The sequence below is a fragment of the Streptomyces sp. NBC_00433 genome, from assembly GCA_036015235.1.
Classification (GTDB): Bacteria; Actinomycetota; Actinomycetes; order Streptomycetales; family Streptomycetaceae; genus Actinacidiphila.
In genome coordinates this window covers 5,753,262-5,778,360 of the sequence record CP107926.1, presented here as the reverse complement: position 1 = coordinate 5,778,360, position 25,099 = coordinate 5,753,262, and the positions used below count along the sequence as shown (strand labels likewise).

The 25,099-nt window shown below is 72.7% G+C and carries 24 protein-coding genes; 6 read left to right on the top strand and 18 right to left on the bottom strand.

Annotation, left to right across the window (positions count from 1 at the left end; translation table 11 throughout):
- The first annotated feature begins 35 nt into the window (after window positions 1-35).
- From OG900_24715 to OG900_24705, 3 genes are all read left to right on the top strand, one after another.
- Complete coding sequence (locus tag OG900_24715) at window positions 36-968, top strand: ROK family protein (GenBank protein WUH92999.1); 933 nt, start codon at window positions 36-38, stop codon at window positions 966-968.
- Complete coding sequence (gene nagA, locus OG900_24710) at window positions 968-2,128, top strand: N-acetylglucosamine-6-phosphate deacetylase (protein ID WUH92998.1); 1,161 nt, start codon at window positions 968-970, stop codon at window positions 2,126-2,128. The genes OG900_24715 and nagA overlap by 1 nt, the downstream gene beginning before the upstream one ends.
- A gap of 318 nt (window positions 2,129-2,446) precedes the next feature.
- Window positions 2,447-3,379 (top strand): 1-phosphofructokinase family hexose kinase, encoded by a 933-nt coding sequence (locus tag OG900_24705; GenBank protein WUH92997.1) that lies wholly within the window; start codon window positions 2,447-2,449, stop codon window positions 3,377-3,379.
- Here OG900_24705 and OG900_24700 read toward each other — a convergent pair.
- Window positions 3,369-4,388 carry a hypothetical protein gene (locus OG900_24700; protein ID WUH92996.1) on the bottom strand — a complete coding sequence of 340 codons (1,020 nt, stop codon included), beginning with the start codon at window positions 4,386-4,388 and terminating at the stop codon, window positions 3,369-3,371. The genes OG900_24705 and OG900_24700 overlap by 11 nt on opposite strands.
- 167 nt (window positions 4,389-4,555) lie before the next feature.
- Here OG900_24700 and OG900_24695 point away from each other — a divergent pair, with 167 nt between their 5' ends.
- Window positions 4,556-5,524 carry an SAM-dependent methyltransferase gene (locus OG900_24695; protein ID WUH95905.1) on the top strand — a complete coding sequence of 323 codons (969 nt, stop codon included), beginning with the start codon at window positions 4,556-4,558 and terminating at the stop codon, window positions 5,522-5,524.
- Window positions 5,525-5,932: 408 nt separating this feature from the next.
- On the opposite strand, the gene OG900_24690 is transcribed toward OG900_24695, so the two are convergent.
- Together OG900_24690 and OG900_24685 are read right to left on the bottom strand one after the other, a co-directional pair.
- A complete protein-coding gene (locus OG900_24690; protein ID WUH92995.1) occupies window positions 5,933-6,778 on the bottom strand; it encodes a sigma-70 family RNA polymerase sigma factor in 846 nt (281 codons plus the stop codon).
- 69 nt (window positions 6,779-6,847) lie between these two features.
- Window positions 6,848-7,990, bottom strand: coding sequence for an NADH-quinone oxidoreductase subunit D (locus OG900_24685; GenBank protein ID WUH92994.1), 1,143 nt, complete (start codon window positions 7,988-7,990; stop codon window positions 6,848-6,850).
- Between the two features lie 135 nt (window positions 7,991-8,125).
- On the opposite strand from OG900_24685, the gene OG900_24680 reads away from it, so the two are divergent.
- A complete protein-coding gene (locus OG900_24680; protein ID WUH92993.1) occupies window positions 8,126-9,100 on the top strand; it encodes an NAD-dependent epimerase/dehydratase family protein in 975 nt (324 codons plus the stop codon).
- Between the two features lie 459 nt (window positions 9,101-9,559).
- On the opposite strand, the gene OG900_24675 is transcribed toward OG900_24680, so the two are convergent.
- The 9 genes from OG900_24675 to OG900_24635 all read right to left on the bottom strand — a co-directional run bounded on the left by OG900_24675 (window position 9,560) and on the right by OG900_24635 (window position 16,764).
- Window positions 9,560-10,528 carry a hypothetical protein gene (locus OG900_24675; GenBank protein WUH92992.1) on the bottom strand — a complete coding sequence of 323 codons (969 nt, stop codon included), beginning with the start codon at window positions 10,526-10,528 and terminating at the stop codon, window positions 9,560-9,562.
- Window positions 10,529-10,852: 324 nt separating this feature from the next.
- A complete protein-coding gene (locus OG900_24670) occupies window positions 10,853-11,272 on the bottom strand; it encodes a rhodanese-like domain-containing protein (GenBank protein ID WUH92991.1) in 420 nt (139 codons plus the stop codon).
- Entirely contained in the window at window positions 11,272-11,775 is a 504-nt protein-coding gene (locus OG900_24665) for a cysteine dioxygenase (protein ID WUH92990.1), read from the bottom strand. Before OG900_24665 ends, OG900_24670 begins: the two co-directional genes overlap by 1 nt.
- Before the next feature lie 202 nt (window positions 11,776-11,977).
- A complete protein-coding gene (locus OG900_24660; GenBank protein ID WUH92989.1) occupies window positions 11,978-12,475 on the bottom strand; it encodes a DUF3180 domain-containing protein in 498 nt (165 codons plus the stop codon).
- A gap of 75 nt (window positions 12,476-12,550) precedes the next feature.
- Complete coding sequence (gene folK, locus OG900_24655; protein ID WUH92988.1) at window positions 12,551-13,162, bottom strand: 2-amino-4-hydroxy-6-hydroxymethyldihydropteridine diphosphokinase; 612 nt, start codon at window positions 13,160-13,162, stop codon at window positions 12,551-12,553.
- Window positions 13,159-13,518 carry a dihydroneopterin aldolase gene (folB, locus tag OG900_24650; GenBank protein WUH92987.1) on the bottom strand — a complete coding sequence of 120 codons (360 nt, stop codon included), beginning with the start codon at window positions 13,516-13,518 and terminating at the stop codon, window positions 13,159-13,161. The genes folK and folB overlap by 4 nt, the downstream gene beginning before the upstream one ends.
- 2 nt (window positions 13,519-13,520) lie before the next feature.
- Window positions 13,521-13,988, bottom strand: coding sequence for a nuclear transport factor 2 family protein (locus OG900_24645; protein ID WUH92986.1), 468 nt, complete (start codon window positions 13,986-13,988; stop codon window positions 13,521-13,523).
- Entirely contained in the window at window positions 13,985-14,872 is an 888-nt protein-coding gene (gene folP / locus OG900_24640; protein ID WUH92985.1) for a dihydropteroate synthase, read from the bottom strand. The genes OG900_24645 and folP overlap by 4 nt, the downstream gene beginning before the upstream one ends.
- 23 nt (window positions 14,873-14,895) lie before the next feature.
- A complete protein-coding gene (locus OG900_24635; protein WUH92984.1) occupies window positions 14,896-16,764 on the bottom strand; it encodes a phosphatidylglycerol lysyltransferase domain-containing protein in 1,869 nt (622 codons plus the stop codon).
- 213 nt (window positions 16,765-16,977) lie between these two features.
- On the opposite strand from OG900_24635, the gene OG900_24630 reads away from it, so the two are divergent.
- Window positions 16,978-18,093: an alpha/beta hydrolase-fold protein gene (locus OG900_24630; protein WUH92983.1), complete on the top strand. Its 1,116-nt coding sequence runs from the start codon at window positions 16,978-16,980 to the stop codon at window positions 18,091-18,093.
- A 329-nt stretch (window positions 18,094-18,422) separates the two neighbouring features.
- Here OG900_24630 and folE read toward each other — a convergent pair whose 3' ends face one another.
- From folE to OG900_24600, 6 genes are all read right to left on the bottom strand, one after another.
- Window positions 18,423-19,028, bottom strand: coding sequence for a GTP cyclohydrolase I FolE (gene folE / locus OG900_24625; protein ID WUH92982.1), 606 nt, complete (start codon window positions 19,026-19,028; stop codon window positions 18,423-18,425).
- Window positions 19,029-19,150: 122 nt separating this feature from the next.
- The gene (gene ftsH / locus OG900_24620; protein WUH92981.1) at window positions 19,151-21,196 is read right to left on the bottom strand and encodes an ATP-dependent zinc metalloprotease FtsH; all 2,046 of its coding nucleotides are present in this window, start codon (window positions 21,194-21,196) and stop codon (window positions 19,151-19,153) included.
- Window positions 21,197-21,451: 255 nt separating this feature from the next.
- Window positions 21,452-21,991, bottom strand: a complete 540-nt coding sequence (hpt, locus tag OG900_24615) for a hypoxanthine phosphoribosyltransferase (GenBank protein ID WUH95904.1) — start codon at window positions 21,989-21,991, stop codon at window positions 21,452-21,454.
- A 58-nt stretch (window positions 21,992-22,049) separates the two neighbouring features.
- Window positions 22,050-23,045 carry a tRNA lysidine(34) synthetase TilS gene (tilS, locus tag OG900_24610; protein ID WUH92980.1) on the bottom strand — a complete coding sequence of 332 codons (996 nt, stop codon included), beginning with the start codon at window positions 23,043-23,045 and terminating at the stop codon, window positions 22,050-22,052.
- Between the two features lie 205 nt (window positions 23,046-23,250).
- Window positions 23,251-24,429 carry a zinc-dependent metalloprotease gene (locus OG900_24605; protein ID WUH92979.1) on the bottom strand — a complete coding sequence of 393 codons (1,179 nt, stop codon included), beginning with the start codon at window positions 24,427-24,429 and terminating at the stop codon, window positions 23,251-23,253.
- A 137-nt stretch (window positions 24,430-24,566) separates the two neighbouring features.
- On the bottom strand, window positions 24,567-25,061 hold the full coding sequence (locus OG900_24600) for an inorganic diphosphatase (GenBank protein ID WUH92978.1): 495 nt from the start codon (window positions 25,059-25,061) through the stop codon (window positions 24,567-24,569).
- Window positions 25,062-25,099 lie beyond the last annotated feature (38 nt).

Sequence of the window (25,099 nt, the reverse complement as noted above, 5' to 3'; positions counted from 1 at the left end):
GACCTTTAGTGGGGTTACCCGCGAGACTGTCCCCCGTGAGACATGTCATCGCCCTTGATGTGGGCGGCACCGGGATGAAGGCAGCCCTGGTCGCAGCCGACGGCACCCTGCTGCACGAGGACCGCAGGCCCACCGGCAGGGAGCGCGGCCCGGACGCCGTCGTGACCGCGATCCTGGACTTCGCCGCGGACCTGCGCGCCCACGGGATACGGGAGCACGGCGAGGCGGCCGCGGCCGCGGGCGTCGCCGTCCCCGGCATCGTGGACGACGTCAACGGCATCGCCGCCTACGCCGCCAACCTCGGCTGGAAGGACGTCCCGCTGCGGGCGCTGCTGTCCGAGCGGCTCGACGGCATCCCCGTCGCCCTGGGCCACGACGTGCGCACCGGCGGTCTCGCCGAGGGCCGGATCGGCGCCGGGCGCGGCACCGACCGCTTCCTCTTCCTGGCGCTGGGCACCGGCATCGCCGGCGCCATCGGCGTCGAAGGCCGCATCGAGGCGGGCGCGCACGGCTGCGCCGGCGAACTCGGCCACGTCGTCGTACGGCCCGGCGGCCCCGAATGCGGCTGCGGGCAGCACGGCTGCATGGAAGTGCTGGCCTCCGCCGCCGCCGTCTCCCGCGCCTGGGCCGCGGCCGGCGGCGGCCCCGCCGCCGACGCGGCGGACTGCGCCCGCGCCGTCGAGGCCGGCGACCCGCGCGCCATCGAGGTCTGGCGGGACGCGCTCGACGCGCTGGCCGCCGGCCTGGTCACCGGCATCACCCTGCTCGACCCCCGGGTGCTCATCATCGGCGGCGGCCTCGCGGAAGCCGGCGACACCCTCTTCGGCCCGCTGCGGGCGGCCGTCGAGGCGCGCACGACCTTCCAGAAGCTCCCCCTCATCGTCCCCGCCGCCCTGGGCGACACCGCTGGATGCCTGGGCGCCGGCCTGCTCGCCTGGGATCTACTCTCCGTGGAGGTATCCGCCTGATGGCCCCCGTAACGACAACGCAGCGCACGGTGCTCGCGGGGGCCCGTGTGGTCCTGCCCTCGGGCGTGGTGGAAGGCGGCCGGGTCGCGGTCGAGGGCTCGCGCATCGCCGCGGAGACCGGGCCGCTGCCCGACGACGTCGTCGTCGGCCTGTCCGCGGGCCACACCGTCGTCCCCGGCTTCGTCGACATCCACAACCACGGCGGCGGCGGCGCGTCCTTCACCTCCGGCACCGCGGAAGACGTCCTCACCGGGGTGCGCACCCACCGCGAGCACGGTACGACCACGCTGGTCGCCTCCACTGTCACCGAGACGATGGACGCGCTGGTCCGGCAGGCCGGGCTGCTGTCCGAACTCGTGGAGCAGGGCGAACTCGCCGGCATCCACTACGAGGGCCCGTTCATCTCCCCCTGCCGCAAAGGCGCCCACGACGAGGGCCTGCTGCGGCACCCCGACCCGGCCGACGTGCGCAAGCTCGTCGAAGCGGGGCGCGGTGCCGCGAAGATGGTCACCCTCGCGGCCGAACTGCCCGGCGGCATCGACTCCGTACGCCTGCTCGCCGAACTCGGTGTGATCGCCGCGATCGGGCACACCGACGCCACGTACGAGCAGACGCTGGAGGCCATCGAGGCGGGGGCGAGCGTCGCCACCCACCTCTTCAACGCGATGCCGCCGCTCGGCCACCGGGCCCCCGGGCCGATCGCGGCGCTCCTCGAAGACGAGCGGGTCACCGTCGAACTCATCAACGACGGCACCCATCTGCACCCCTCCGTCCTCGAACTCGCCTTCGGCACCGCGGGCGCCGGCCGCGTCGCCTTCATCACCGACGCGATGGACGCGGCCGGCTTCGGCGACGGCCTCTACGACCTCGGCCCGCTCAAGGTCGAGGTCCTCGAAGGCGTCGCCCGCCTCGTCGAAGGCGGCTCCATCGCCGGCTCCACCCTGACGATGGACACCGCCTTCAAGCGCGCGGTCACCCTCGACGGCCTCTCCCTGACCGACACGGTCCGCGCGGTTTCCACGAACCCGGCGCGGTTGATCGGGCTTGCCGACCGGGTCGGCTCCCTGGAGCCGGGCAAGGACGCGGATCTCGTCGTCCTGGACGAGGCGTACGACGTGGTGGGCGTGATGCGCCAAGGCGAGTGGGTCATCCGCCCCTGACGCCACGTGGTGCGCCCCCTCCCGGCGCGGGCCCCCACCCCGAGGAGCCTCTACGGCCCGCCCCCGACCCCCCACCGGTGTGTGGGCCGGTCGCGCCCACGCGGCGCCGGCCGCAGACCAGACACAGCCCCGCGCCCCTCATGGCTTGCCCTACGCGGCAGGCGGTGCCCACCAGGGGCGCGGGGAACGGCGCGACCAGCCCACGACAAGCGGCACGTCGCCGCCGGGCGAAAGCGGCACTTCCTGCCGCGCCCGGACCACCGGCCGGTGGAGGGCTGGGCGTCGCCGCCGGGGCGGAAGGGCTGGGATGATCGGGGGGTGATCATCACTGTCACGCTCAACGTCGCGTTGGACGTCACCTATCGCGTGCCCGCCCTGGTGCCGCAGGCATCGCATCGGGTGGTGGAGGCTGTCGAGCGGCCGGGGGGCAAGGGGCTCAACGTGGGGCGCGTGCTGGCCGCGCTCGGGCATCCGGTCACCGTGACCGGGTTCGCCGGGGGGCCGGCGGGGGACGAGGTGCGGCGGCAGTTGGCCGCAGGGGAGTATGCCGGGCGCCTCACGGACGCACTCGTGCCGATCGCCGGGAAGACGCGCCGCACCGTCGGGGTGGTGGACGGGAGGGGGCGCGGGGCCACGCAGTTCAACGAGCCGGGTCCCACCGTCAGCCCGGGAGAGTGGCAGGCCCTGCTCACCGCCTACCGCGAGGTGCTGGCCGGCGCCGACGCCGTCGCGCTGTGCGGCAGCCTGCCGCCCGGCGTGCCGATCGGGGCGTATGCGGAGCTGATACGCGAGGCCCGCGCCGCGGGCGTGTACGTACTGCTGGACGCCGAGGGACCGGCGCTGCGGCGCGGCCTGGCCGCGCGGCCCGACCTGCTCAAGCCGAACGCCGGCGAGCTGGCCGGCCTCACCGGCTTCGCCGAGCCCGAGCGGGCCGCGCGGGACGCCCGCAGGCGCGGGGCGCGGGCGGTGGCGGCGTCGCTGGGCCCCGACGGCATGGTCGTCGTGGCCGAGGACGGCGGCTGGCGGGCCGTCCCGCCGGTCAGGCTGACCGGCAATCCCACCGGCGCCGGCGACTCCGCCGTCGCGGGCCTGCTGTCCGGCCACGCCGAAGGCCTGCCCTGGCCGGCCAGGCTGGCCCGCGCGGTCGCCCTGTCGGCGGCGACCGTCCTGGCCCCGGCGGCCGGCGAATACGACCCGGCCGCCTACGCCGACCTGCTCCCCCGCGTCGAGGTCGTGCCGGCTACTTCGTGACCTGCCCCTCCTTGAGCCAGGTCTGGTCCAGGCTGACCGCACCGGTGTTGCCCGGCTGGAAGGACAACTGGAGGGTGTTGTCGCCCTTGTTCAGGTTGACGTAGGCGAAGGTCGTCTTGTTCCAGGCCTTCGCCCAGTCGGTGGACGACCCGTAGTTCTTCAGGTTCACCGGAGTGGTGCGCATCTTGCCGTTGACGGCGAGCGAGAGCGTCGCGTCAGGGCCGACGTTGCCGTAGCTGATGAAGAAGGTGTAGGCGCCGTCCTCCGGCACCGTCACCGTCCAGGTCGCGCTCGCGCCCGCCTGGCCCATGCCGTCGACATAGGTGCCGCCCGCCGCGTTCGCACCCTGCTGCTGCGTGCTCTGCGTGGCCGGCCCGGCCAGGGCGAAGGTCGAGGCGTCGACCTTGTCCGACGCGAACTGCGTCGGCTCGGCGGACGGCGTCGGCTCCGTGGTGGGCGGGGCACTGCTGACCGCGGGAGTGGTCGGCTTGTTGTCGGCCGCATTGTCGGCCTTGCCGTCGCCCTGGCTCATGGCGATGCCGATGCCGATGGCCACCGCGGCCACCACCGCGACGGCCGCGATGAGCAGGCCCTTGCGGTTCGGCGTGTCGCCGCCGCCGTGACCCGGCCCCGGACCCCGGCGACCGCCGCCCTCACCCGGCTGCTGCGGCGGCGGCGCGTACTGCGGCTGCTGCCGCGTGTACTGCGGCTGGCCGCCCTGGGGCTGCTGGCCCTGGTCGTAGCCGTACGCCTGCTGCTGGGGCTGCTGCTGGGGCTGCTGCTGCGGGTAGCCGTAGCCGCCCTGCTGCTGCGGTTGCTGCGGGGGCTGCTGCTGGGGCGGGTATCCGTACCCGCCCTGCTGCGGCTGCTGCGGGCGCCGCTCGCCGACCCGCTGCACCTGGTTGTACGAGGAGCGTGGCGCCTGCGGCTGCTCGCCGCCGTCCTCGGCCCGGTAGAGATACCCGAACGGGTCGTCGTTCTCCGGCGTGCCGTCCTGTCCGGCCGTCATCGCTGTCCACTCCCTCGTACTGCCTTGCCGCACATCCGCCACACTGTGGTATTCCGAAACCCTATCGGCCCAGGGCGCCACACTGCCCAGCCCTAGGACGCAACTCCAGGTCAGGAAGGTTCCGTGTGACCAGCCCCACCTCGCAGTGGCTCCCCTGGCGGGCGGCGATGGAGCAGGCGCTCTACGGTCCCGACGGCTTCTTCCTGCGTGAGCGCCCAGCCGGACACTTCCGCACGTCAGTGCACGTCTCACCGCTCTACGCCGGGGCCGTGGCCGAACTGCTGTGCCGCGTCGACACCGCCCTCGGCCACCCCGCGGAACTGGCCTTCACCGACATGGCCGCCGGGGGCGGCGAACTGTGCGCCGGCGTGATCACCGCGCTCCCGGCCGACGTCGCCGCGCGCCTGCGGCCTTACGCCGTCGACCTCTCCCCGCGCCCCGCCGGGCTCGACCCCCGCATCACCTGGGCGGACGCGCCGCCGCGCGACGTGCGCGGCCTGCTCTTCGCCAACGAATGGCTCGACAATGTGCCACTGGCTGTCGCCGAGGCGGACGAGGACGGTGCCGTCCGCTATGTCGAGGTCCGCGCCTCCGACGGGGCCGAACGCCTCGGCGCGGAAGTCGGCGGGGCCGACGCGGAGTGGCTGCGCCGCTGGTGGCCGCGGCTTCTACCCGGGCACCGGGCGGAGATCGGGCGGCCCAGGGACGCGGCGTGGGCCGCCGCCGCCGGGTCGCTGGCCGCGGGGGTCGCGGTCGCCGTGGACTACTGCCACGTCCGCGCCGACCGGCCGCCCTACGGCACGCTCACCGGCTATCGCGCCGGGCGCCAGGTCCCTCCGGTGCCGGACGGTACGTGCGACCTCACCGCGCATGTCGCCGCCGATTCCCTGCCGGGTGCTGTGCCGGTACTCCAGCGTGCCGTTCTCCCCGCCCTCGGGTTGCTCTCCCCCCGCCCGCCCCTCGCCCTCGCCACCACCGACCCTGCCGGGTACGTCCGCGCCCTCGCCTCCGCCGGGGAGGCGGCCACCTTGACCGCCCGCGGCGGCCTGGGCGACTTCACCTGGGCGGTGACCCCGATCACCCCGGCCTGCGCCGCCCTGGCCACGACCTTGGCGGAGCCCCCGGCTGCCAGGTGATCGCCCGTTGCGGTGCGCTGCCTGCCTGCGGCCCGGTGGGGGCTGTTCGCGCAGTTCCCCGCGCCCCCAGGTGGTTGCCACTTGCTGTGGCGTGGCCTGCCTGCGGCCGCGTCGTGGCTGAGCGCTCCGTTCTCCCCCAGAGCTTCGCCTGGGGGTACCCCCACGCGCCCCTGAAAAACGCTCACCCTCCAGCGCAGAGGGCCCTTGGCAGGGACCAACGCCTGACGGCGGAGGACGCAAGCCCCAAGGGGCGCGGGGAACTGCGCGACAAGCCCCCACTCAGCGCAACTGTGGAATCCGTGACAGCACCCCGCAGGGAGTGGCGGGGAACTGCGCGCCCAATCACCATGCGGCCGCAGGCAAGCACCGCACCGCAAGGGGCAGGGGCCCCGGCCCCGAGGAGGGGGGCTAGGGGAGGCGTTCCACCGTCAGGGTGGAGAGGGTGGCGGGTGAGGTGAGGACTTCGACCGTGCGGACGCGGCCGCAGGCGATCGTGAAGGTCAGAACGCGGTGCGCGGGCGTGCCGGCCTCGGCGACGATGCCGACGGACCCGTCGATGAGGGCGAGGTGGGCGTCGACGGCGGACGCCGCGATCATGGAGGCGTTGCGCGCGACCGACGTCGCGCCCCGCGTCACGGGCACCCCGGCCACATCCGTACGGACGACCGCGTCGGGGTCGAGAACGGCGACCAGCGCGTCGAAGTCGCCATCCCGCGAGGCCGCGAGGAATGCGCTCACGACCTGCCGCTGAAGGGCGAGGTCGGGTTCCGCGGCGACCGGCGCACCCTGGACGCGGCGCCGCGCGCGACTGGCCAGCTGCCGCGCGGCGGTCGGGGTGCGGTCCACGATCGGCGCGATGTCGTCGAAGGGCACCGCGAACATGTCGTGCAGCACGAAGGCCAGCCGTTCCGCCGGGTCCAGCGTCTCCAGCACCACGAGCAGCGCGATGCCGACCGAGTCGGCGAGCATCGCCTCCTGCTCGGGGTCGGCGGCACCCGGCTCGGGCACGGCCGCGAGCGGCTCCTCGCGCCGGGACCTGCGGGACCGCAGCATGTCGAGGCAGACCCGCCCGACGACGGTGGTGAGCCACCCGGCGAGGTTCGCGACCTCGCCGCTGTCGGAGCGGCTGAGCCGCAGCCACGCCTCCTGGACGGCGTCGTCCGCCTCTGTCGCCGAGCCCAGCATGCGGTAGGCCACCGCCCGCAGGTGGCTGCGGTTGGCCTGGAATCGTTCGGCCAGAAGCTCGTCGTCCATCGGTCACATTCCTCCGTCGCGGTCCGTCGTGGCTTTGACGCGCCGGACGGCGGTGATGTGACGGGCGGCCTATTTGTCGACGTCGCCGACGACGAAGAACATCGAGCCGAGGATGGCGACCATGTCCGCCACCAGGGTGCCGGGCAGCAGCACGGTCAGCGCCTGGATGTTGTTGAACGAAGCCGAGCGCAGCTTGAGGCGGTAGGGGGTCTTCTCGCCCTTGGAGACCAGGTAGTAGCCGTTCAGGCCGAGCGGATTCTCCGTCCAGGCGTAGGTGTGGCCCTCCGGGGCCTTGAGCACCTTCGGCAGCCGCTGGTTGATCGGCCCCGGCGGCAGCTCCGCCAGCCGGTCCAGGCACGCGTCCGCGATGTCCAGGGCCACATGGGTCTGTTCGAGCAGCACCTCGAAGCGGGCCAGGCAGTCGCCCTCGGTCCGCGTCACGACCCGCACGGTGTCGCCCAGCTCCCCGTAGGCGAGGTACGGCTCGTCCCTGCGCAGGTCGAAGTCCACGCCCGAGGCGCGGGCGATCGGCCCACTCACCCCGAAGCCGTGCACGTCGCGCTGCGACAGGACGCCGACGCCGCGGGTCCTGCCGCGGAAGATCTCGTTGCCGAGCACGAGGTCGTCGATACGCGCCATCCGCGCCCGCACCGCGCCGACCGTCGCTCGGGCCCGCCCGGTCCAGCCGTTCGGCAGGTCCTCCTTGAGGCCGCCGACCCGGTTGAACATGTAGTGCATCCGCCCGCCGGAGACCTCCTCCATCACCTGCTGCAATTCCTCGCGCTCGGTGAAGGCGTAGAAGATCGGCGTGATGCCGCCCAGCTCCAGCGGATACGAGCCGAGGAACATCAGGTGGTTCAGCACGCGGTTCAGCTCGGCGAGCAGCGTCCGCGTCCACACGGCGCGCTCCGGCACCTCCATGCCGAGCATGCGCTCGACGGCGAGCACGACGCCGAGTTCGTTGGAGAAGGCGGAGAGCCAGTCGTGGCGGTTCGCCAGCATGATGATCTGGCGGTAGTCACGCGCCTCGAACAGCTTCTCGGCGCCGCGGTGCATGTACCCGATGATCGGCTCGGCGGACTGGATGCGCTCGCCGTCCAGCACGAGGCGCAGGCGTAGCACTCCGTGCGTGGAGGGGTGCTGGGGGCCGATGTTCAGCACCATGTCGGTGCCTTCGGCCGCGCCGCCGATGCCGATCGTGGTCTCCGTCATGCGCCCATCCTCTCAGGGCGCGCCCTCCGCCCGCCCCTGTCCCCCGGTTCCCGGGGCCTTCCCCCGGTGGGGGTGTTCGCCGAGGGCGTGGGGTGTGGAGGGGCTGAGGTCGTCGAGGGAGGGCATCGTGGGGGAATGCGATTGTTGATGTTGGGCGGGACGGGGTTCGTCGGGCGGGCCGTGGCTGAGGACGCGGTGGCGCGCGGCTGGGAGGTGACCGTCTTCCACCGGGGCCGGGGCACCGTGCCCGAGGGGGTCGCAGACGTCAGAGTGGGAGACCGCGAGGGCGACGTCACGGCACTGGCCTCGGGGGAATGGGACGCCGTCGTGGACACCTGGTCCGCGGCGCCGAGCGCCGTGGAGGCGTCGGCCCGCGCGCTGGAAGGCCGGGTGGGCCGATACGCGTACGTGTCGAGCCGGTCGGTCTACGCGTACCCCGCCGCCGCGGGAGCCGACGAGGACGCCCCCGTGGTCGCCGGCGGCGACGGGGACTACGGCCGCCAGAAACGCGGGGGCGAACTGGCCGCGGTCGCGTCGTACGGTGACGCCGCCCTGCTGGTGCGGGCCGGGCTGATCCTCGGGCCGTACGAGGACATCGGCCGGCTCCCGTGGTGGCTGAACCGCGTCGCACGCGGCGGCCGCGTCCTCGCGCCGGGGCCGCCGGACCTGCCCTTGCAGTACATCGACGCACGCGACCTCGCGCGATGGACGCTGGACGCGGTGGCCGCGGGGCTCGGCGGGGCGTACAACCTGGTCAGCCCGCCCGGCCACACGACCATGGGCGCGCTGCTCGACGCCTGCGCCGACGTCACCGGCGGGGCCGCGGAATTCGTCTGGGCCGAGCCCGAGGTCGTGACCTCGGCCGGGGTCGAGCCGTGGAAGGACCTCCCGATCTGGCTCCCGCCAGGGGTCATGCACGACGCGATGCACCGCTCGGACGTCGGCAAGGCGCTCCGCGCCGGGTTGGCTTGCCGTGACGTCACGGCGACCGTCGCCGACACGTGGGCCTGGCTCCGGTCGCTTCCGGGGCCGCCCCCGCAGCGGGCCGACCGCCCGGTCCTCGGCCTCGACCCCGCCGTCGAACAGGGCGTCCTCGCCACCCTGCCCTGACCCCCGGCTGGGCTGGTCGCGCCGTTCCCCGAGCCCCTGGGTGGTTGCCACTCGCGGTGGCGTTGCCTGCCTGCGGCCCGGTGGGGGCTGGTCGCGCCGTTCCTCGCGCCCCTGGGTGATTGCCACTTGCTGTGGCGTTGCTTTCTTTCCCACCTCTCGGGCGGGGCGCGCAGTTCTCCCCCAGAGCTTCGCGTGGGGGTACCCCCACGCGCCCCTGAAAAACGCGTGCCCTCCTGCGCAGAGCCCAGCCCCCGCCAGGGGCAAACGCTGGTCGGCGGAAGACGCAGGACCCAAAGGGGCGCGGGGAACTGCGCGACCAGCCACAGCGGACCGCAACTGTGAACGCAACAGAACGAGGCTGCCACCTCAGGGGCGCGGGGAACGGCGCGACCAGCCCCCACCGGGCCGCAGGCAAGTAGCGCACCGCGAGGGGCAGGACCCCCAGAACCCCGGCCGGGGCTAGGCCTGGGCTCGGAGGCCGGACATGTCGAGTTGTTCCGTGTCGTCGTGGGCCGTGAGGTCGATGACCTCGGCCGGGTCCGCGGCCTGGGCGTGCTCGGGGGAGTCCGTCGAGGGGACGTCGGAGGTGGAAGAGGACGGCGCCGGCGGGAGGGCCTTCTGCGTGCCGAAGAAGTCGAAGCCGCCGATGGCCCGCTGGGCCGAACCGCCGGGGCCTTGCGGCGTGGACGGCTGCGCGTAGGGCAGCACGGCCGCGGCCACCGCGGGAACGAGGCGGTGTTCCCGCACCGGCAGCCCCGCACGGGACGTGGCGCGGGCGTGGGACTCCGCGGTGTGGCGCCCGGAGGGCTCCTCCTCGGGTGCCGCCGCTTCGCGGCGGCGGGCCTCGTCGACGGTGGCGGCGGCCTGCTGCCTCGCCGCGTTGCGGGACAGCTCGCGCAGCGCCTGCTCGGCCTTGAGGAAGGCGGCGGGGCCGACCGCGGAGCTGCCCGCGGTGAGGGCGAGCTGCTCGGGGGCGTCGCCCACCCGCAGCTGGCGGTTCTTCTCCAGGGCCCGTGCCCGCTCGGCCTCGGCGGTGGCGTACCGCCGCAGGAGGTCGGCGTGCTCGGTGCGGAGCCTGGCCAATTCCGACCGCTTGACGCGGAGCTTCTTCTCCAGCCGGCCGCGGATCTCGCGGGACTCGTCGAGGTCGGTCTCCAGCTCGGCGACGCGCTCGTCGGTGCGCCATTCCTCGCGTACGCGGACGGCTTCGAGTTCGGCGACCTCGCGGCCGGCGGAGCGGTCCCAGCTGCGGGCCAGTGCCGCGCCGGCTATCGCGGTGAGCGCGGTCGCCGCCGTGAGGACCCGTATCACGCCCGTATCCGCGACCGTCAGTGATGCGGCGGCGAGCACCGCGGCGCAGCCGACGACGGTCAGCGGCGGCAGCAAACGGTGCAATGGCTGGGAATGGCGGTGACGTCCACGGGGCATGGCCAGAAATTTAGCGTGCGCGACGCGCGCGTGGGGCAGCGGGTCACACTTTTTCTGTCCGATTCCGGTAACTAATGGCGGCCGAATACGGCGGGCATTCACCATGGACCGTTGTGTCCGTTTTGCACCCCGGCGAACGGCCGGTCGACCCCTCGGAGCCGGGGCGGTCGAGGGCTGGTCGGAGCATTCGCCGGGGGCCGCCAATTTGATCTTGAGAGGGGTCGCGGCAAGATCGGAAGCCACGGTCGGAAAGGGAGTCCTTGCCGACGGCAAAGGCATTCCGGTCGAACAACTCGGTCCTGAAGTCGGCCGGACGGCCCGGCTTCACCCGATCGAGGGTGTCGGCCGCGTCGGTATGCCGTCCGGCGGCGTGACCGGCAGGCCCGCCGCGCGCCAGGCCTGGAAGCCGCCGACCAGGTCCGTGGCACGGGCCAGGCCCAGGGTGTGCAGCGAGACCGCGGCGAGGGTGGAGGCGTAGCCCTCGTTGCAGACCACCACGACCGGAAGGTCGTACGACTCGACGTCAGCGAGCCGGTGCGTGCCCGACGGGTCGAGCCGCCACTCCAGCTCATTGCGCTCGACTATCGCCGCGCCCGGGATCGTGCCGTCGCGGTCCCGCAGGGCCGCGTAGCGGATGTCGACCAGCAGCGCGCCCTCCCGGGCCGCACCGGCCGCCTCCGCGGGGTCCAGGCGGCGGTAGGTCGTACGCAGCGCCGCCAGGTGCTCCTCGATCGAGCGGGCCATCACCACTCCTCGGGGCGCTCGACGAGCTCAAGGCGGAAGGTGCTGCCCTTGCGGCTGTAGCGGCGGATCAGCGGCAGCGGCGGGTAGTAGGCGTGCACGGACACGGCGTGCGTGGTCTGCGAGCGGTTCTCGACCTGGTGCACGTGGTGCCGGCCGAAGGCCCGCCCCTCGCCCTCCGGCAGGACCCGGTCGCGGTCCAGGCCGTCGGCCAGTTCCAGCGAGCGCCAGCCCTCGGAGGGCAGCGGCACGGCGAGAGACTGCTCGGTCAGCTCGCCGGCGGCGGTCACGAAGACGCCGTAGGAGCCGCCGTGGTCGTGCCAGCCGGTCTCGGCGCCGGGCGGCCATCCGATGAGCCACGCCTCGGCCCCGCCGGGGCCTTCCAGCCGCACCCAGGTGCGGCCCTCGGGGTCGAGCGGGAGGTCGCGCACCAGCGCGGTGTCGGCTGCGGTGCGGCGGGCGAATTCGAGCAGTTCTGTCGCGGTGGGCGCGGTGATCGTACGCAAGGGTTACCACCCTGGGAAGAAGTGAACGGCGGGCCGGAGGCGCGCGTCAGCGCGCGGCCGTACACACGCAGCCCGCATACCGGAGCAGGTCCAGGTGGACCCTCCGATGCAGCCGGGGCGCGATCACGTTCACGCTCCGACGTAACCACGACCTTCCCTCGCGGGTCAACTCACCTCGCGCTGTCCGCCCGCCCCGGAGGGGTCAGTGGCGGTGGTGGGTGGCGTGGACGCCGGGGGGTGAGTCCTCGTCGTCGGGGAGCTTGCAGACCCGCTCCAGGAATATGGCCGCCGCCACGACGGCGATCCCGGCGAGGAAGGCGAGGCCGGAGTAGATGGCCTGGCTGCGGCGGGGGTCCATGTCGAGCTTGTACATGATCAGGTACAGGCACGCGCCGCCGTAGAGGCCCGCGACGAGGGCGGCCACCAGGGCGCTGGCGTGGCCGAAGACGACGGCACGGGCGGCGGCCAGCGGGTCGACGCCCTTGGCGCCGGGGCGGCGCTCGCGCTGGGCGCGCAGCCGGGAGCGCAGGGACAGGGCCGTCGCGAAGAGGGCCACGGCGATCAGGGCCAGGACGATGGGCGCGGCCACCGGGACCCCGGGAAGTGTGCCGACCGTGTCCCACAGGCGGGCGATGGACCAGGCGATCGCCAGAGCGATCGCGAAGAGCCCCGCCAGCATCCTGATCCGCAGTGTCCTCACCGAGTGCCCGCCTCCACGTCGTTCAAGCGTTGTCGCCGTTCAAGCGCTGTCGCGTCCTTCACACGGACGCAACGATTACTCGGGCAGCCGTAGTTCCAGGTCGTCCCGGCGCTGGACGCCCTGCCGGCCGGCGGCCGCCAGGAGTTCGCCGACCGGGCCGCGGCCGGGGACCTCGGCGGCCGGGTCGATGTCATACCACGGTACGAGGACGAAGGCGCGCTCGTGGGCGCGGGGGTGGGGCAGCGTGAGGACCGGGTCGTCGGAGACGACGCCCTGGTAGGAGACGATGTCGACGTCGATGGTGCGCGGGCCCCAGCGCTCGGCCCGCACCCGCAGGTAGGCCTCCTCGATGGCGTGCGCGCGCTCCAGCAGCGAGACCGGGGGCAGGGTGGTGCGGATGAGGACGACCGCGTTGAAGTAGCCGGGCTGGGTGCCGGGCTCGACGCCCCACGGCTCGGTCTCGTAGACCGGCGACACGGCCTTGACGCGGACGCCGGGGGTGTCCTCCAGCGCGTCCACGGCGCCCTGGAGCGTTTCCAGCCGGTTGCCGAGGTTGCCACCGAGGGCGATGACGGCGGTCCGCGGATTCTGCAGCGTGCTGTCGGCCGCGTCGACCGCGGCGACGACGGACGCGGGGACGGGCTGCACGGTGGGGTCTGCGGACTGCTCCGGCCATTCGGCGGTCACGGGCGCCTCCGGGTGATGGTCACGGTCACGTCGTCGAAGGGCACGGTGATGGGAGCGTCGGGCTTGTGCACGGTCACCTCGACCTCCCGCACCGCCTCGTGCCCCAGGCAGGTGTCGGCGATGCGCTGGGCAAGGGTCTCGATCAGGTCGACGGGCTCGCCGCTGACGACGGCCGCGACCTCCTCGGCGACCACACCGTAGTGCACGGTCCTGTCGAGGTCGTCACCGGCCGCCGCGGGAACGGTGTCCAGGCCCATCACCAGGTCGATCACGAAGACCTGGCCGTTCTCCCGCTCGTGCTGGAAGACCCCGTGGTTTCCGTGCACCTTCAGGCCGTGCAGCGCGACTCGGTCCACCGTCACTCCTCGTGTTCTGCTTCTTCGGTCTCGTCGTCCTCCTCGGCCAGCACCGGCGAGCCGTGGTGCACCCACAGCTGCCAGCCGTCGGCGGTGCGGCGGAAGACGTTGGTGGCCACCACCAGTCCGCCGACCAGGGAGCCCGCGGTGCCGTCGTCCTCGGCGGGGCCGCCGGTGAGGATGTTCTCGGTGCAGGTGACCACGGCCGCGTCGCCGTCGACGCCGACCTCGACGTCGGTGAGGAAGAACTGGATGTAGTCGGTGTTGGCCATGATCAGCGCGAAGGAGCGCATCACCTCGCGGCGGCCGCGCAGCACCGGCCAGCCGGGGTGGACCACGGCGACGGACTCGGCGAGCGGGCCGTCGAGGACGACCGCCTCCAGCGCGTCGAGGTCGGAATTCTCCACGGCGTCGTAGAAGGCCTGGTTGGCCCGCTCGACCGCGCGGGCTTCCGCCGTCCTCGGCGTCATGCGCCCTCACCCGCCGGGTGCTCCTGCGCGGCCGTCTCGATGGCGCGCGCGACCCGGACGGCGTCGGCGCTGGCGTGCACCTCGTGCACCCGGACCGCCCAGGCGCCCTCGCGGGCGGCGATCGCGGTCACGGCGGCGGTGGCCGCGTCCCTCTCGCGGGCCGGCGGCGGGTCGCCGGCGGCGCCGGCCAGGACCCGGCCGAGGAAGCGCTTGCGGGACGCGGCGACCAGCAGCGGGCGGCCGAGCGCGCGCAGGGCCCGCAGGTGGGCGAGCAGGACCAGGTCGTGGCGGGCCTCCTTGGCGAAGCCCAGGCCCGGGTCGAGGACGACGCGGTCCGGGTCGATGCCGCCGGCGACCGCCCGGTCCAGGCTGGTACGCAGCTCGCCGACGACCTCGGCGAGCACGTCGTCGTAGACCGCGCGGTTGTTCATGTCGATGCTCTGGCCGCGCCAGTGCATCACCACGAAGGGCACGCCGGCCGCGGCGACGGCCGGGATCATCGCCGGGTCGGCCTGGCCGCCGCTGACGTCGTTGACGAGCCGGGCGCCGGCGGCGACGGCCTGCTCGGCGACGGCCGCCCGCATCGTGTCGACGCTGACCAGCACGCCGGCCGCGGCCAGTTCGCGGACCACGGGCAGCACCCGGCGCAGCTCCTCGGCCTCGTCGACCCTGGCGGCCCCCGGCCGGGTGGACTCGCCGCCGACGTCGACCAGGTCGGCGCCCTGGGCGACGAGGTCGAGGCCGTGCTTGACGGCGACTTCAGGATCGAACCACCGCCCGCCGTCGGAGAACGAGTCCGGCGTGACATTCACCACGCCCATGACCGCGCAGCGGTCCCACTGCGGCAGTCCGACGGGTCCGGCCGGACCCTGCTGGGTACTCATGCGCCCAGCGTAGGCGGTACGGGTCAGGCGACCGCACTCCGCTTGCCCGAGTCCCCCGACAAGGCCGCGGCGCTGTCGGGCGCGGCGGCGTAACCCGTGCGGTGCCGGTGCGGGCGCCGGTCGGCGCGGCCGGGCAGGAAGCGCTGGACGGCGGCGGGCAGCGGCAGCGACAGGGTCACGAAGCCTTCCGCCTGCATGATCGCGAAGCCGATCCTGGGCAGGTCGCGGGAGTTGGGGAAGACCAGGAAGCGCGGCACCCAGTCGGGCTGGAATTTCGCGTTGAACTTGTACAGCGACTCGATCTGGAACCAGCGGGACAGGAAGACCAGCAGCCCGCGCCAGCCGCGCAGCACCGGTCCCGCGCCGATCCGCTCGCCGCGGGCCAGGGCGGAGCGGAACATCGCGAAGTTCAGCGACACGCGGACCACGCCGAGCGAGGGCGCCTGCTGGAGGGCGGCGACGATCAGCAGCTCGTTGAGCCCGGGGTCGGCGCTCCGGTCACGCCGCATCAGCTCCAGCGACATGCCGTCGGCGCCCCACGGCACGAAGTGCAGGACGGCCCGCAGGTCGCCCAGTTCCGGGTGCGGGGCGCCGGGCTCGCGGTCCTTGTGGGCGGTGACGACGACGCAGTCGCCGTCCAGGTCCTCGCCGAAGCGGCCGAGCGCCATCGAGAAGCCGCGCTCGGTGTCGGTGCCGCGCCAGGCGTCGGCGGCCAAGCGCACCTTCTGCTTCTCCCCCTCGGTCAGGTCCCGCACCCTGCGGACCCGGCATACGTAGCCGGACCGCTCGATGCGCTTGACCATCTGCCGCACATTGCGCATGGCACGGCCTTCCAGGGTGAAGTCCGCGGCATTGACGATGGCCTCGTCGCCCAGCTCCAGCGCGTCCAGGCCGGTCTCCCTGGTCCACACCTCGCCGCCGGTCTCGCTGCACCCGACGACCGCGGGCAGCCAGGCGTGCGCGCGGGCCAGCTCCGTGAACCGCTCGATGGCGCCCGGCCACGCCTCGACGTCGCCGATCGGGTCGCCGCCGGCCAGCGCCACGCCGGAGACCACCCGGTAGCAGACCGCGGCCTTGCCGCTGGCGGAGAAGACCACGGACTTGTCGCGGCGCAGGGCGAAGTGGCCGAGCGAGTCGCGCGCGCCGTGCCGGGCCAGCAGGGCGCGCAGCCGGTCCTCGTCGGCCTCGCTCAGCTCGGCGACCGGCAGGGCGGGGCGCAGCGCCAGGTAGACGGTGGAGATGGCGATGAGCAGGCCGAGGCCGCCGAGGGAGTAGCCGACCACGTCGTCGACCCGGTCGCTGGTGTAGTTGACGGGCCCCTCGACGCCGAACAGGCCGAGCAGCACATGCTCGCAGCGGTCGAGGACGCCCGGACTGCCGCGCTCGGAGGCGGGGTGGGCGCTGGTGATGACCAGGCCGAGGGCGAAGGCGACGGCGCTCAGCCCGACGAAGTTCAGCAGCGCCGCCCAGCGGGTGCGCGGGTCGGACAGCGCGGTGAATTCCTCGCGGTGCAGCAGCAGTACGGTCAGCAGCGCCAGCGACACGCCGACGCCGAAGAGGGAGTGGCGGTAGATCAGCTGCGTGGCCGCGCCGACCGGCAGCAGGGCCACGGCGGCCCACCAGGCCCGCTGCTTCCCCCTTTTGAGCGCGTGGGCCAGCATCAGCAGCAGGATGCCGGTGACCACGGAGGTCGCGGCGGCCAGCGAGCTGACGGTGCCGGGGAAGACCGCGGCCATGTGGTGCATCCGCCCGTTGCGGAAGGCGGGGAAGACCGCCGACACCACGTCGAGCAGGCCGATCACCGCCGTGGCGCTGCCGATGATCTTCGGCACGGCGGCGGACCGCACCGGCCAGCGGTGCCGGCGCGGGGCCGACTGCCGGTCAGCGGACATCGCCCACCGCCGACGGAACCCGGACCGGGCTTTCGCCCTCTACCAGCACAGACATGGGTCACCCAAACCACAGCATCACCGGAAATCACGGGAATGTCCCGCAATCTGCTCCAGTACGAAGAATTTTGCGCCCTCTGAGACGCGAACTCTGCCGTCCGGGTTCCTTCCCGGGCGGCGCAACTGGACGCCGACGCAGAAAGTACACCTGCCGCCATGGGTCTCACGAGTAAGAAGGTGCTGCTGGCCGCCGCTCTGCTCGCGCTGGCGCTCTTCGCCGCCACCGTGTGGATGTGGCCGCGGCTGGCCCGGCGCGGCCCGCTGCCGGTGCTGGGCCGGATCGGCACGCTGCTCGCCACCCAGCTGGCGCTGATCGCCACGCTGGGCCTGGCGGCGAACTACTCCTTCGGCTTCTACGCCTCCTGGGCCGACCTCTTCGGCCGCGACACCGCGCCCGGCGTCGTGGTGGACCACGCGGCGGGGAGCCCGCCGGGCGCCGGGGCGCTGCGGGTGCTCGGCACGGTCCACGTCGACGCGGCGGGCGGCACGGTGCCGCGGATCGGCGGCCAGATCCAGAAGATCGCCGTCGCCGGCGGCGTGTCGGGCATCACGGCGACGGCGTACGTCTACCTGCCGCCCGAATACTTCCGGCAGCCGACGCGCCGCTTCCCCGCCGCCCTGGTCCTCACCGGCTACCCGGGCACGGCGGAGGCGCTGTTCAGGAAGCTCCGATACCCGGCGATCGCGGCCGCCCAGGTGCGGGAGGGCGCCGCCCGGCCGATGGTGCTGGTCATGATGCGGCCCACGGTGGCGCCGCCGCGCGACACGGAGTGCACGGATGTGCCGGGCGGGCCGCAGACCGAGACCTTCTTCGCCACCGACCTGCGGAAGTCACTGGCGGCCCGCTACCGCCTCGGCGCGGGCCCGGCGGCCTGGGGCGTCATCGGCGACTCCACGGGCGGCTACTGCGCCCTCAAGCTCGCGCTGCGCGATCCTGGCGCGTACCGCGCCGCGGTGGGGTTGTCGGCGGACTACGGCGCACCGGGGGACGCCACGACCGGCGATCTCTACGGCGGCGATACGGCTCGCCGCCGTGGGGATGACCTGATGTGGCGGCTGGGCCACCTTCCGCACCCGGCGGTGAGCCTGCTGGTCACCAGCAGCCGGCGCGGCGAGCGCAACTATCGGGCGACGCTGCGCTTCGTCGCCCTGGCGGGCGGGCCGACCCGGATCTCGTCGATCATCCTGCCCAGCGGGGGCCACAACTTCACTACGTGGTCCCGCGAGATCCCCCCTTCCCTGACCTGGCTCAGCGCCCACCTCTCGCCCTGACCCGCGCCACTCCCTGCGGGGTGCTGTACGTCCCTGCCTGCGGCCCGGTGGCGGGCTTGTCGCGCAGTCCCCCGCGCCCCTTGTGGCCTGCGCACTCCTATGCCCGGCATTCGCTCCTGCCAGGGGCCCTGCCATCCGGGCGGAGGGTGAGCGTTTTTCAGGGGCGCGGGGAACTGCGCGCCCCGCGACAGCGGACCGCAACTGTGAGCGCAACAGCAAGGGGCAATCACCCCAGGGGCGCGTGGGGGTACCCCCAGGCGAAGCGCTGGGGGAGAACGGCGCGACCAGCCCTCACCGGCCTGCGGCGGGGGAAAAGCAGGCCGCAGGCGCTAGCGGGCGATGATCAAGCTCATCGCCTCGGACCGCGTGGCCGGATCACGCATCTGTCCCCGAACCGCAGAGGTGATCGTCTTGGCCCCGGGCTTCCGAACGCCTCGCATCGTCATGCACATGTGCTCGCACTCCACGACCACGATCACCCCGCGCGGCTCCAGTATCCGCATCAGGGCCTCGGCGATCTGGGTGGTGAGACGTTCCTGCACCTGGGGGCGGCGGGCGTAGACGTCGACCAGCCGGGCCAGCTTCGACAGGCCGGTGATCTTGCCGCTGGCGGAGGGGATGTAGCCGACGTGGGCGACGCCGACGAAGGGCACCAGGTGGTGCTCGCAGGAGGACATCACCTCGATGTCCTTGACCAGCACCATCTCGTCGTGCCCGAGGTCGAAGGTCGTGGTCAGCACGTCCTCCGGCTCCTGCCACAGGCCGGAGAAGATCTCCCGGTAGGCGCGGGCCACCCGGTCCGGGGTCTCCCGCAGGCCCTCGCGGTCGGGGTCCTCGCCGACGGCGAGCAGCAGCTCGCGTACCGCGGCCGCGGCGCGCTTCTCGTCGAACTCGGAGATCCGGCCCTCGCCGTCGAGTGTCACGGGGTCGGTCATGGTGCCTCGTTCCTGCTGCTGGTGCGGGCGGCCGGGTACCGCGAAAACAGAAGACCGCGGCCCCAGGGTAAAACCCCGGGGCCGCGGCCTTCATTCCGGAAGACTCCCGGACCTGCTGCTTGTCAGCTGTCGGACCCGTCCTCGGGCAGGTCGACCGGCTCCACCGGCGGCTTGGTCGTGGAGATCGCCGCCGGGCCGTTGCCGTTGGCCTGCTGGCCGTTGGTGAGCGCCAGCTCCTTCGGCGAGAGCACCGGAGGCCGGGTCGACGGCGTACGCCGGGCCGAGCCCGTCCAGGCCGGACGCGGCGGACGCTTCACGATCGGGGCGAAGACCTCGGCGATCTCCTCCTTGTTCAGCGTCTCCCGCTCCAGCAGGGCCAGCACGAGGTTGTCCAGGACGTCGCGGTTCTCGACCAGGATCTCCCAGGCCTCGTTGTGCGCCGTCTCGATCAGCTTCTTGACTTCCTCGTCCACCAGCCCGGCGACCTCTTCCGAGTAGTCGCGCTGGTGACCCATCTCACGGCCGAGGAAGGGCTCCGAGTCGCTGGAGCCGAACTTGATCGCACCGAGGCGCTCGGTCATGCCGTACTGCGTGACCATCGCGCGGGCCGTGGTGGTGGCCTTCTCGATGTCGTTGGACGCGCCGGTGGTCGGGTCGTGGAAGACCAGTTCCTCCGCCGCCCGGCCGCCCATCATGTAGGCGAGCTGGTCGAGCATCTCGTTGCGCGTGGTCGAGTACTTGTCCTCGTCGGGCAGCACCATCGTGTAGCCCAGGGCGCGGCCGCGGGACAGGATCGTCACCTTGTGCACCGGGTCGGAGTTCGGCGAGGCCGCCGCGACCAGGGCGTGTCCGCCCTCGTGGTACGCGGTGATCTTCTTCTCCTTGTCCGACATGATGCGGGTGCGCTTCTGCGGCCCGGCCACGACGCGGTCGATGGCCTCGTCCAGCGTGCCGTTGTCGATCAGCTTCTTGTCGCCGCGGGCGGTGAGCAGCGCCGCTTCGTTCAGCACGTTGCTCAGGTCGGCGCCGGTGAAGCCGGGGGTGCGGCGGGCGACGGCCATCAGGTCGACGTCCGGCGCGATCGGCTTGCCCTTCTGGTGGACCGTGAGGATCTCCAGACGGCCCTGCAGGTCCGGCGGGTCGACCGCGATCTGCCGGTCGAAACGGCCCGGCCGCAGCAGCGCCGGGTCGAGGATGTCGGGCCGGTTGGTGGCGGCGATGAGGATCACGCCGCCCTTCACGTCGAAGCCGTCCATCTCGACCAGCAGCTGGTTGAGGGTCTGCTCGCGCTCGTCGTGCCCGCCGCCGAGGCCCGCGCCGCGGTGCCGGCCGACGGCGTCGATCTCGTCGACGAAGACGATCGCCGGCGCGTTGGCCTTGGCCTGCTCGAAGAGGTCGCGGACCCGGCTGGCGCCGACACCGACGAACATCTCCACGAAGTCGGAACCGGAGATCGAGTAGAAGGGCACGCCCGCCTCACCGGCGACGGCCCGCGCGAGCAGGGTCTTGCCCGTGCCAGGGCGGCCGTAGAGCAGCACGCCCTTGGGGATCTTGGCGCCGACGGCCTGGAACTTGGCGGGCTCCTGCAGGAACTCCTTGATCTCCTGGAGCTCCTCCACCGCCTCGTCGCAGCCGGCGACGTCGGAGAACGTCGTCTTGGGGGTGTCCTTGGTGATCAGCTTGGCCTTGGACTTCCCGAACTGCATGACGCGCGAACCGCCGCCCTGCATCTGGTTCATCAGGAAGAGGAAGACGACCACGATCAGGACGAACGGCAGCAGCGAGAGCAGGATGCCGAGGAAGGCGTTCTGCTTGGACTGCGAGACGGTGTACTTGTCGGGGAGCTGGACTCCCTTGACCTGTCCGTCCACGATCCGCTGCAGGTCCTCGGCGATCGCGGCGCCCTGGTCGCCGATGTAGCTGGCCCTGACCTTGGAGCTGCCCTCGATCTTCACGCCGTCTTTGAGCTGCACCTTGATGGAGTTGTCGTCCCCGGTGGTCAGCTCGGCTGATTTGGCCTGGTTGGTGTCGATCGCATGCAGAACCGCGCCGGTGTCCACCGTCTTGAAGCCGCCGCCTGAGCCGACGACCTGCATCAACACGATCACAGCGAGGACAACCAGCACGATCCACATCACTGGCCCACGGAAATAGCGCTTCACGTCCATCCATGCGGGGCGAACGCGCCCCGTCCCTCCTGCCACAGTGAGGCATCGCCGCCTGTCGGCGGCGGATGCATCCGGTGTTGTATTGACCCGACCTTCGGACGGTACCCCAGCATTGTCACCCGAGGGCGCCGCCGACTGTTAACCAACCCGCTTTCCCCTGCTCCAACGCCGGGAAAGCGCCATCGGTTCCCCAGGCCACCCGGGCGGCGGCCGCATCACCCTACGGCCGCCTGTCCACCGCCTGTGAAGTGCCTGTCAGCCGCCGTAGACGTGCGGGGCGAGCGTGCCGACGAAGGGCAGATTCCGGTACTTCTCGGCATAGTCCAGGCCGTATCCGACGACGAATTCGTTGGGAATGTCGAAGCCGGTGTACTTCACGTCGATCTCGACCTTGGCCGCTTCGGGCTTGCGCAGCAGTGTGCAGACCTCCAGGGAGGCGGGGCCGCGCGAGCCCAGGTTGCTGATCAGCCAGGACAGCGTCAGACCCGAGTCGATGATGTCCTCGACGACCAGCACGTCCCGGCCGGCGATGTCGGTGTCCAGGTCCTTGAGGATGCGCACCACACCGGAGGACTTGGTGCCCGCCCCGTAGGAGGACACCGCCATCCAGTCCATGGTGACCTCGCTCGACAGGGCACGGGCCAGGTCCGCCATCACCATGACCGCGCCCTTGAGCACGCCCACGATCAGCAGGTCCTTGCCCGCGTAGTCCCGGTCGATCTCCGCGGCCAGCTCCACCAGCTTGGCGTCGATCTCTGCCTTGGAGATGAGCACTTTCTCCAGGTCGGTGCCCATGTCGGTCTCGTTCACTGCCTGGTACGTCCCTCAGCTGATCGGGTCCACGTCGGCGCGTCTACGACGGCGAGAACACCAGTCTGCCATTGGCCCGCAGCACGGCGACGCCGCCCGGCAGGTTGAGCGCCTTCTGCCCGTGCCAGCCGGTGACCAGGCGGTCCACCTCCTCGATGTGCCGGGCGAAGAGGAAGCCCGGCGGTGAGCCCGCGGCGATGGCCGTCCTGCGCAGCACCCGGCGGCGCACCGCGGCGGGCAGCGTGGCAAGCCGGCGTACGTCCAGGCTGCCGTCGTCGCCCGCCGCGTCGGCCTGGGCGTCGGCCGCCCACTGGTCGAGCGCGTCGGCGTCGTCCCTGGACAGCTGCGCGGTCCGGGCCAGCGCCTCGACGACGCCCTTGCCGAGGGACTTCTCCAGCACCGGCAGCGCCTCGTGCCTGACCCGGGAGCGGGTGTAGGCCGGGTCGTGGTTGTGCGGGTCCTCCCACACGGTGATGCCCTGGGCCAGGCAGCCCTGCCGTACGGTGTCGCGGTCCAGCAGCAGGAAGGGCCGCCGGTAGCGGCCGCCCGCCCCGGAGACCGCGGCCATGCCGGACAGCGACCGGATACCGGAGCCGCGGGCGAGCCCGAGCAGCACCGTTTCTGCCTGGTCATCGCGGGTGTGGCCGAGCAGGACGGCCGCCGCGCCGAGCCGGTCGGCGGCGGCGTCGAGTGCCGCGTAGCGGGCGTCGCGGGCCGCGGCCTCGGGTCCGCCCTGGCGGCCGACGGTCACGCCGACCGCGTCCACCGGGTCCAGGCCCAGGGCGCGCAGCCGGCCGGCCACCTCCTGCGCGCGCAGGGCGGAGCCGTCCTGCAGGCCGTGGTCGACGGTGACCGCGCCGGACCGCACGCCCAGCCGCGGCCCTTCGAAGGCGAGGGCGGCGGCCAGCGCCATGGAGTCGGCGCCGCCGCTGCACGCGGCGAGCACCACGGGGTGCGGGTCGGCGGACGAGCTGAGGACGTCGTGCAGGACGCGGCGGACCGCCAGGCGTATCGCCGCGACCGTGGGGTGGGGTCCCATGTCCGGTTCCCTCCTGAGGAGGCTGTGAAGGCTGCGATGAGCAGGATCGACGAGAGGAGATGACGCAGGGTATCCAGATGGTGACAGAACTCTGGGCATTACCCGAGCATCGCACGCCCTACCCTGTGTCTACGGTCCCTCGGACGGGTGAACCGGGGGGCGCCAAGGGGCTCAGCCCGCGCCCCACACCGCTCGTCAGCCGTCCTCAGCCCTCGGTGCGCCGGTGCACTCGCGCGACCCACTCGGCCGGTTTGCCGATCTCCGCCTTGGTGGGCAGCGTGTTCGGCGACGTCCACACCTTGTTGAAGCCGTCCATGCCGACCTCGTCGACCACGGCCCGTACGAACCGCTCGCCGTCGCGGTACTGCTTGAGCTTCGCGTCCAGGCCCAGCATCCGGCGCAGCGCCTGGTCGAGCCGCCCGGCACCGCTGGCGCGGCGGCGGCCGAACTTCTCCCGGATCTCCGCGACGCTCGGCACGACCTCGGGCCCCACGCCGTCCATCACGTAGTCGGCGTGGCCCTCCAACAGCGACATCACACCGGTCAGCCGGGCCAGGATCTCCCGCTGGGTGGGCGTCTGGACCAGGTCGACCAGGCTGCGCCCGTCGTCGTCCGGCGTGTCGGCGGCCTCCCCGGCCTCTTCCGCGGTCTCCTTCGTCCCGGTGAAGGACTGCACGGCCTGCCTGACCCGCTCGATCACCGTCGACGCGTCCAGGTCGGTCTCGCCGAGAAACGACTGGATCTCGCCCTCGATGTGGTCGCGCAGCCACGGCACCGCGGAGAACTGCGTGCGGTGCGTCTCCTCGTGCAGGCACACCCACAGCCGGAAGTCGTGCGGGTCCACGTCGAGCTCCCGCTCGACCTGCACGATGTTGGGCGCCACCAGCAGCAGCCGGCCGGCCCGCGACTCGCCGGGCCCCGGCTTGACCGGTCCCGCCGGCAGCTCGCGGCTGGGCGGCGCGAACGTCTCGTACTGCCCGAGTACCCGGGAGGACAGGAAGCTCAGCAGCATCCCGACCTCCACACCGGTGACCTTGCCGCCGACCGTGCCGAGCATCACCCCGCCGGCGCCGCCGGGCCTGCGCGCCGCCATCTTGACCAGCAGCGGCTTGAGGACCTCGCGGAAGCCGGCCACATTCGCCTTGACCCAGCCCGCCCGGTCCACGATCAGCACGGGTGTGCCGTGCGGGGCATCGTCGCCGTCCGCGTACATCCGGGTGAAGCCCCGCACATGCGCCTCCGAGTCCAGCGCGTGCCCGCGCAGCTCGGCCACGATCGCCCTGGCCTCGTCCCGGCTCACTTCTGGCCCCGGCCGGGTCAGCCTCTGGGCTGTCGCCACGGCGAGGTTCCAGTCGACCATCTCGCTTCCACCGAATGCCGTCATGCCTTCACGGTACGTTGCCGGTCGGCGCTTTGGGGCATGCGGCAGAAGGCGAAAGGGCGGGTCCGGGACATTCCCCGACCCGCCCCTCGGCGGCAGGCGACGCGGTGCGCGGTGCGGTGCGCGGTGCGCTCAGGGCCTCAGTGGCCCGGTCCGTGCTCCTTGAGCCGGCGGAAGGACTCCTCGATCTCGGCCTCGGCCTCGGCACGGCCCACCCAGTCGGCGCCCTCGACGGACTTGCCGGGCTCCAGGTCCTTGTAGACCTCGAAGAAGTGCTGGATCTCCAGCCGGTCGAACTCGCTCACGTGGTGGATGTCCCGCAGGTGCTCCACCCGCGGGTCCGACGCGGGCACGCACAGCACCTTGTCGTCGCCGCCGGCCTCGTCGGTCATGCGGAACATGCCGATGGCCCGGCAGGTGATCAGGCAGCCGGGGAAGGTCGGCTCGTCCAGGATGACCAGCGCGTCCAGCGGGTCGCCGTCCTGGCCGAGGCTGTTCTCGATGAAGCCGTAGTCGGCGGGATAGCTGGTCGAGGTGAAGAGCCGGCGGTCCAGGCGGATACGACCGGTCTCGTGGTCCACCTCGTACTTGTTCCGCGAACCCTTCGGGATCTCGATCGTGACGTCGAACTCCAAGGCCCTACTCCTCCATGATCAGCGCATACTGCGGGTGA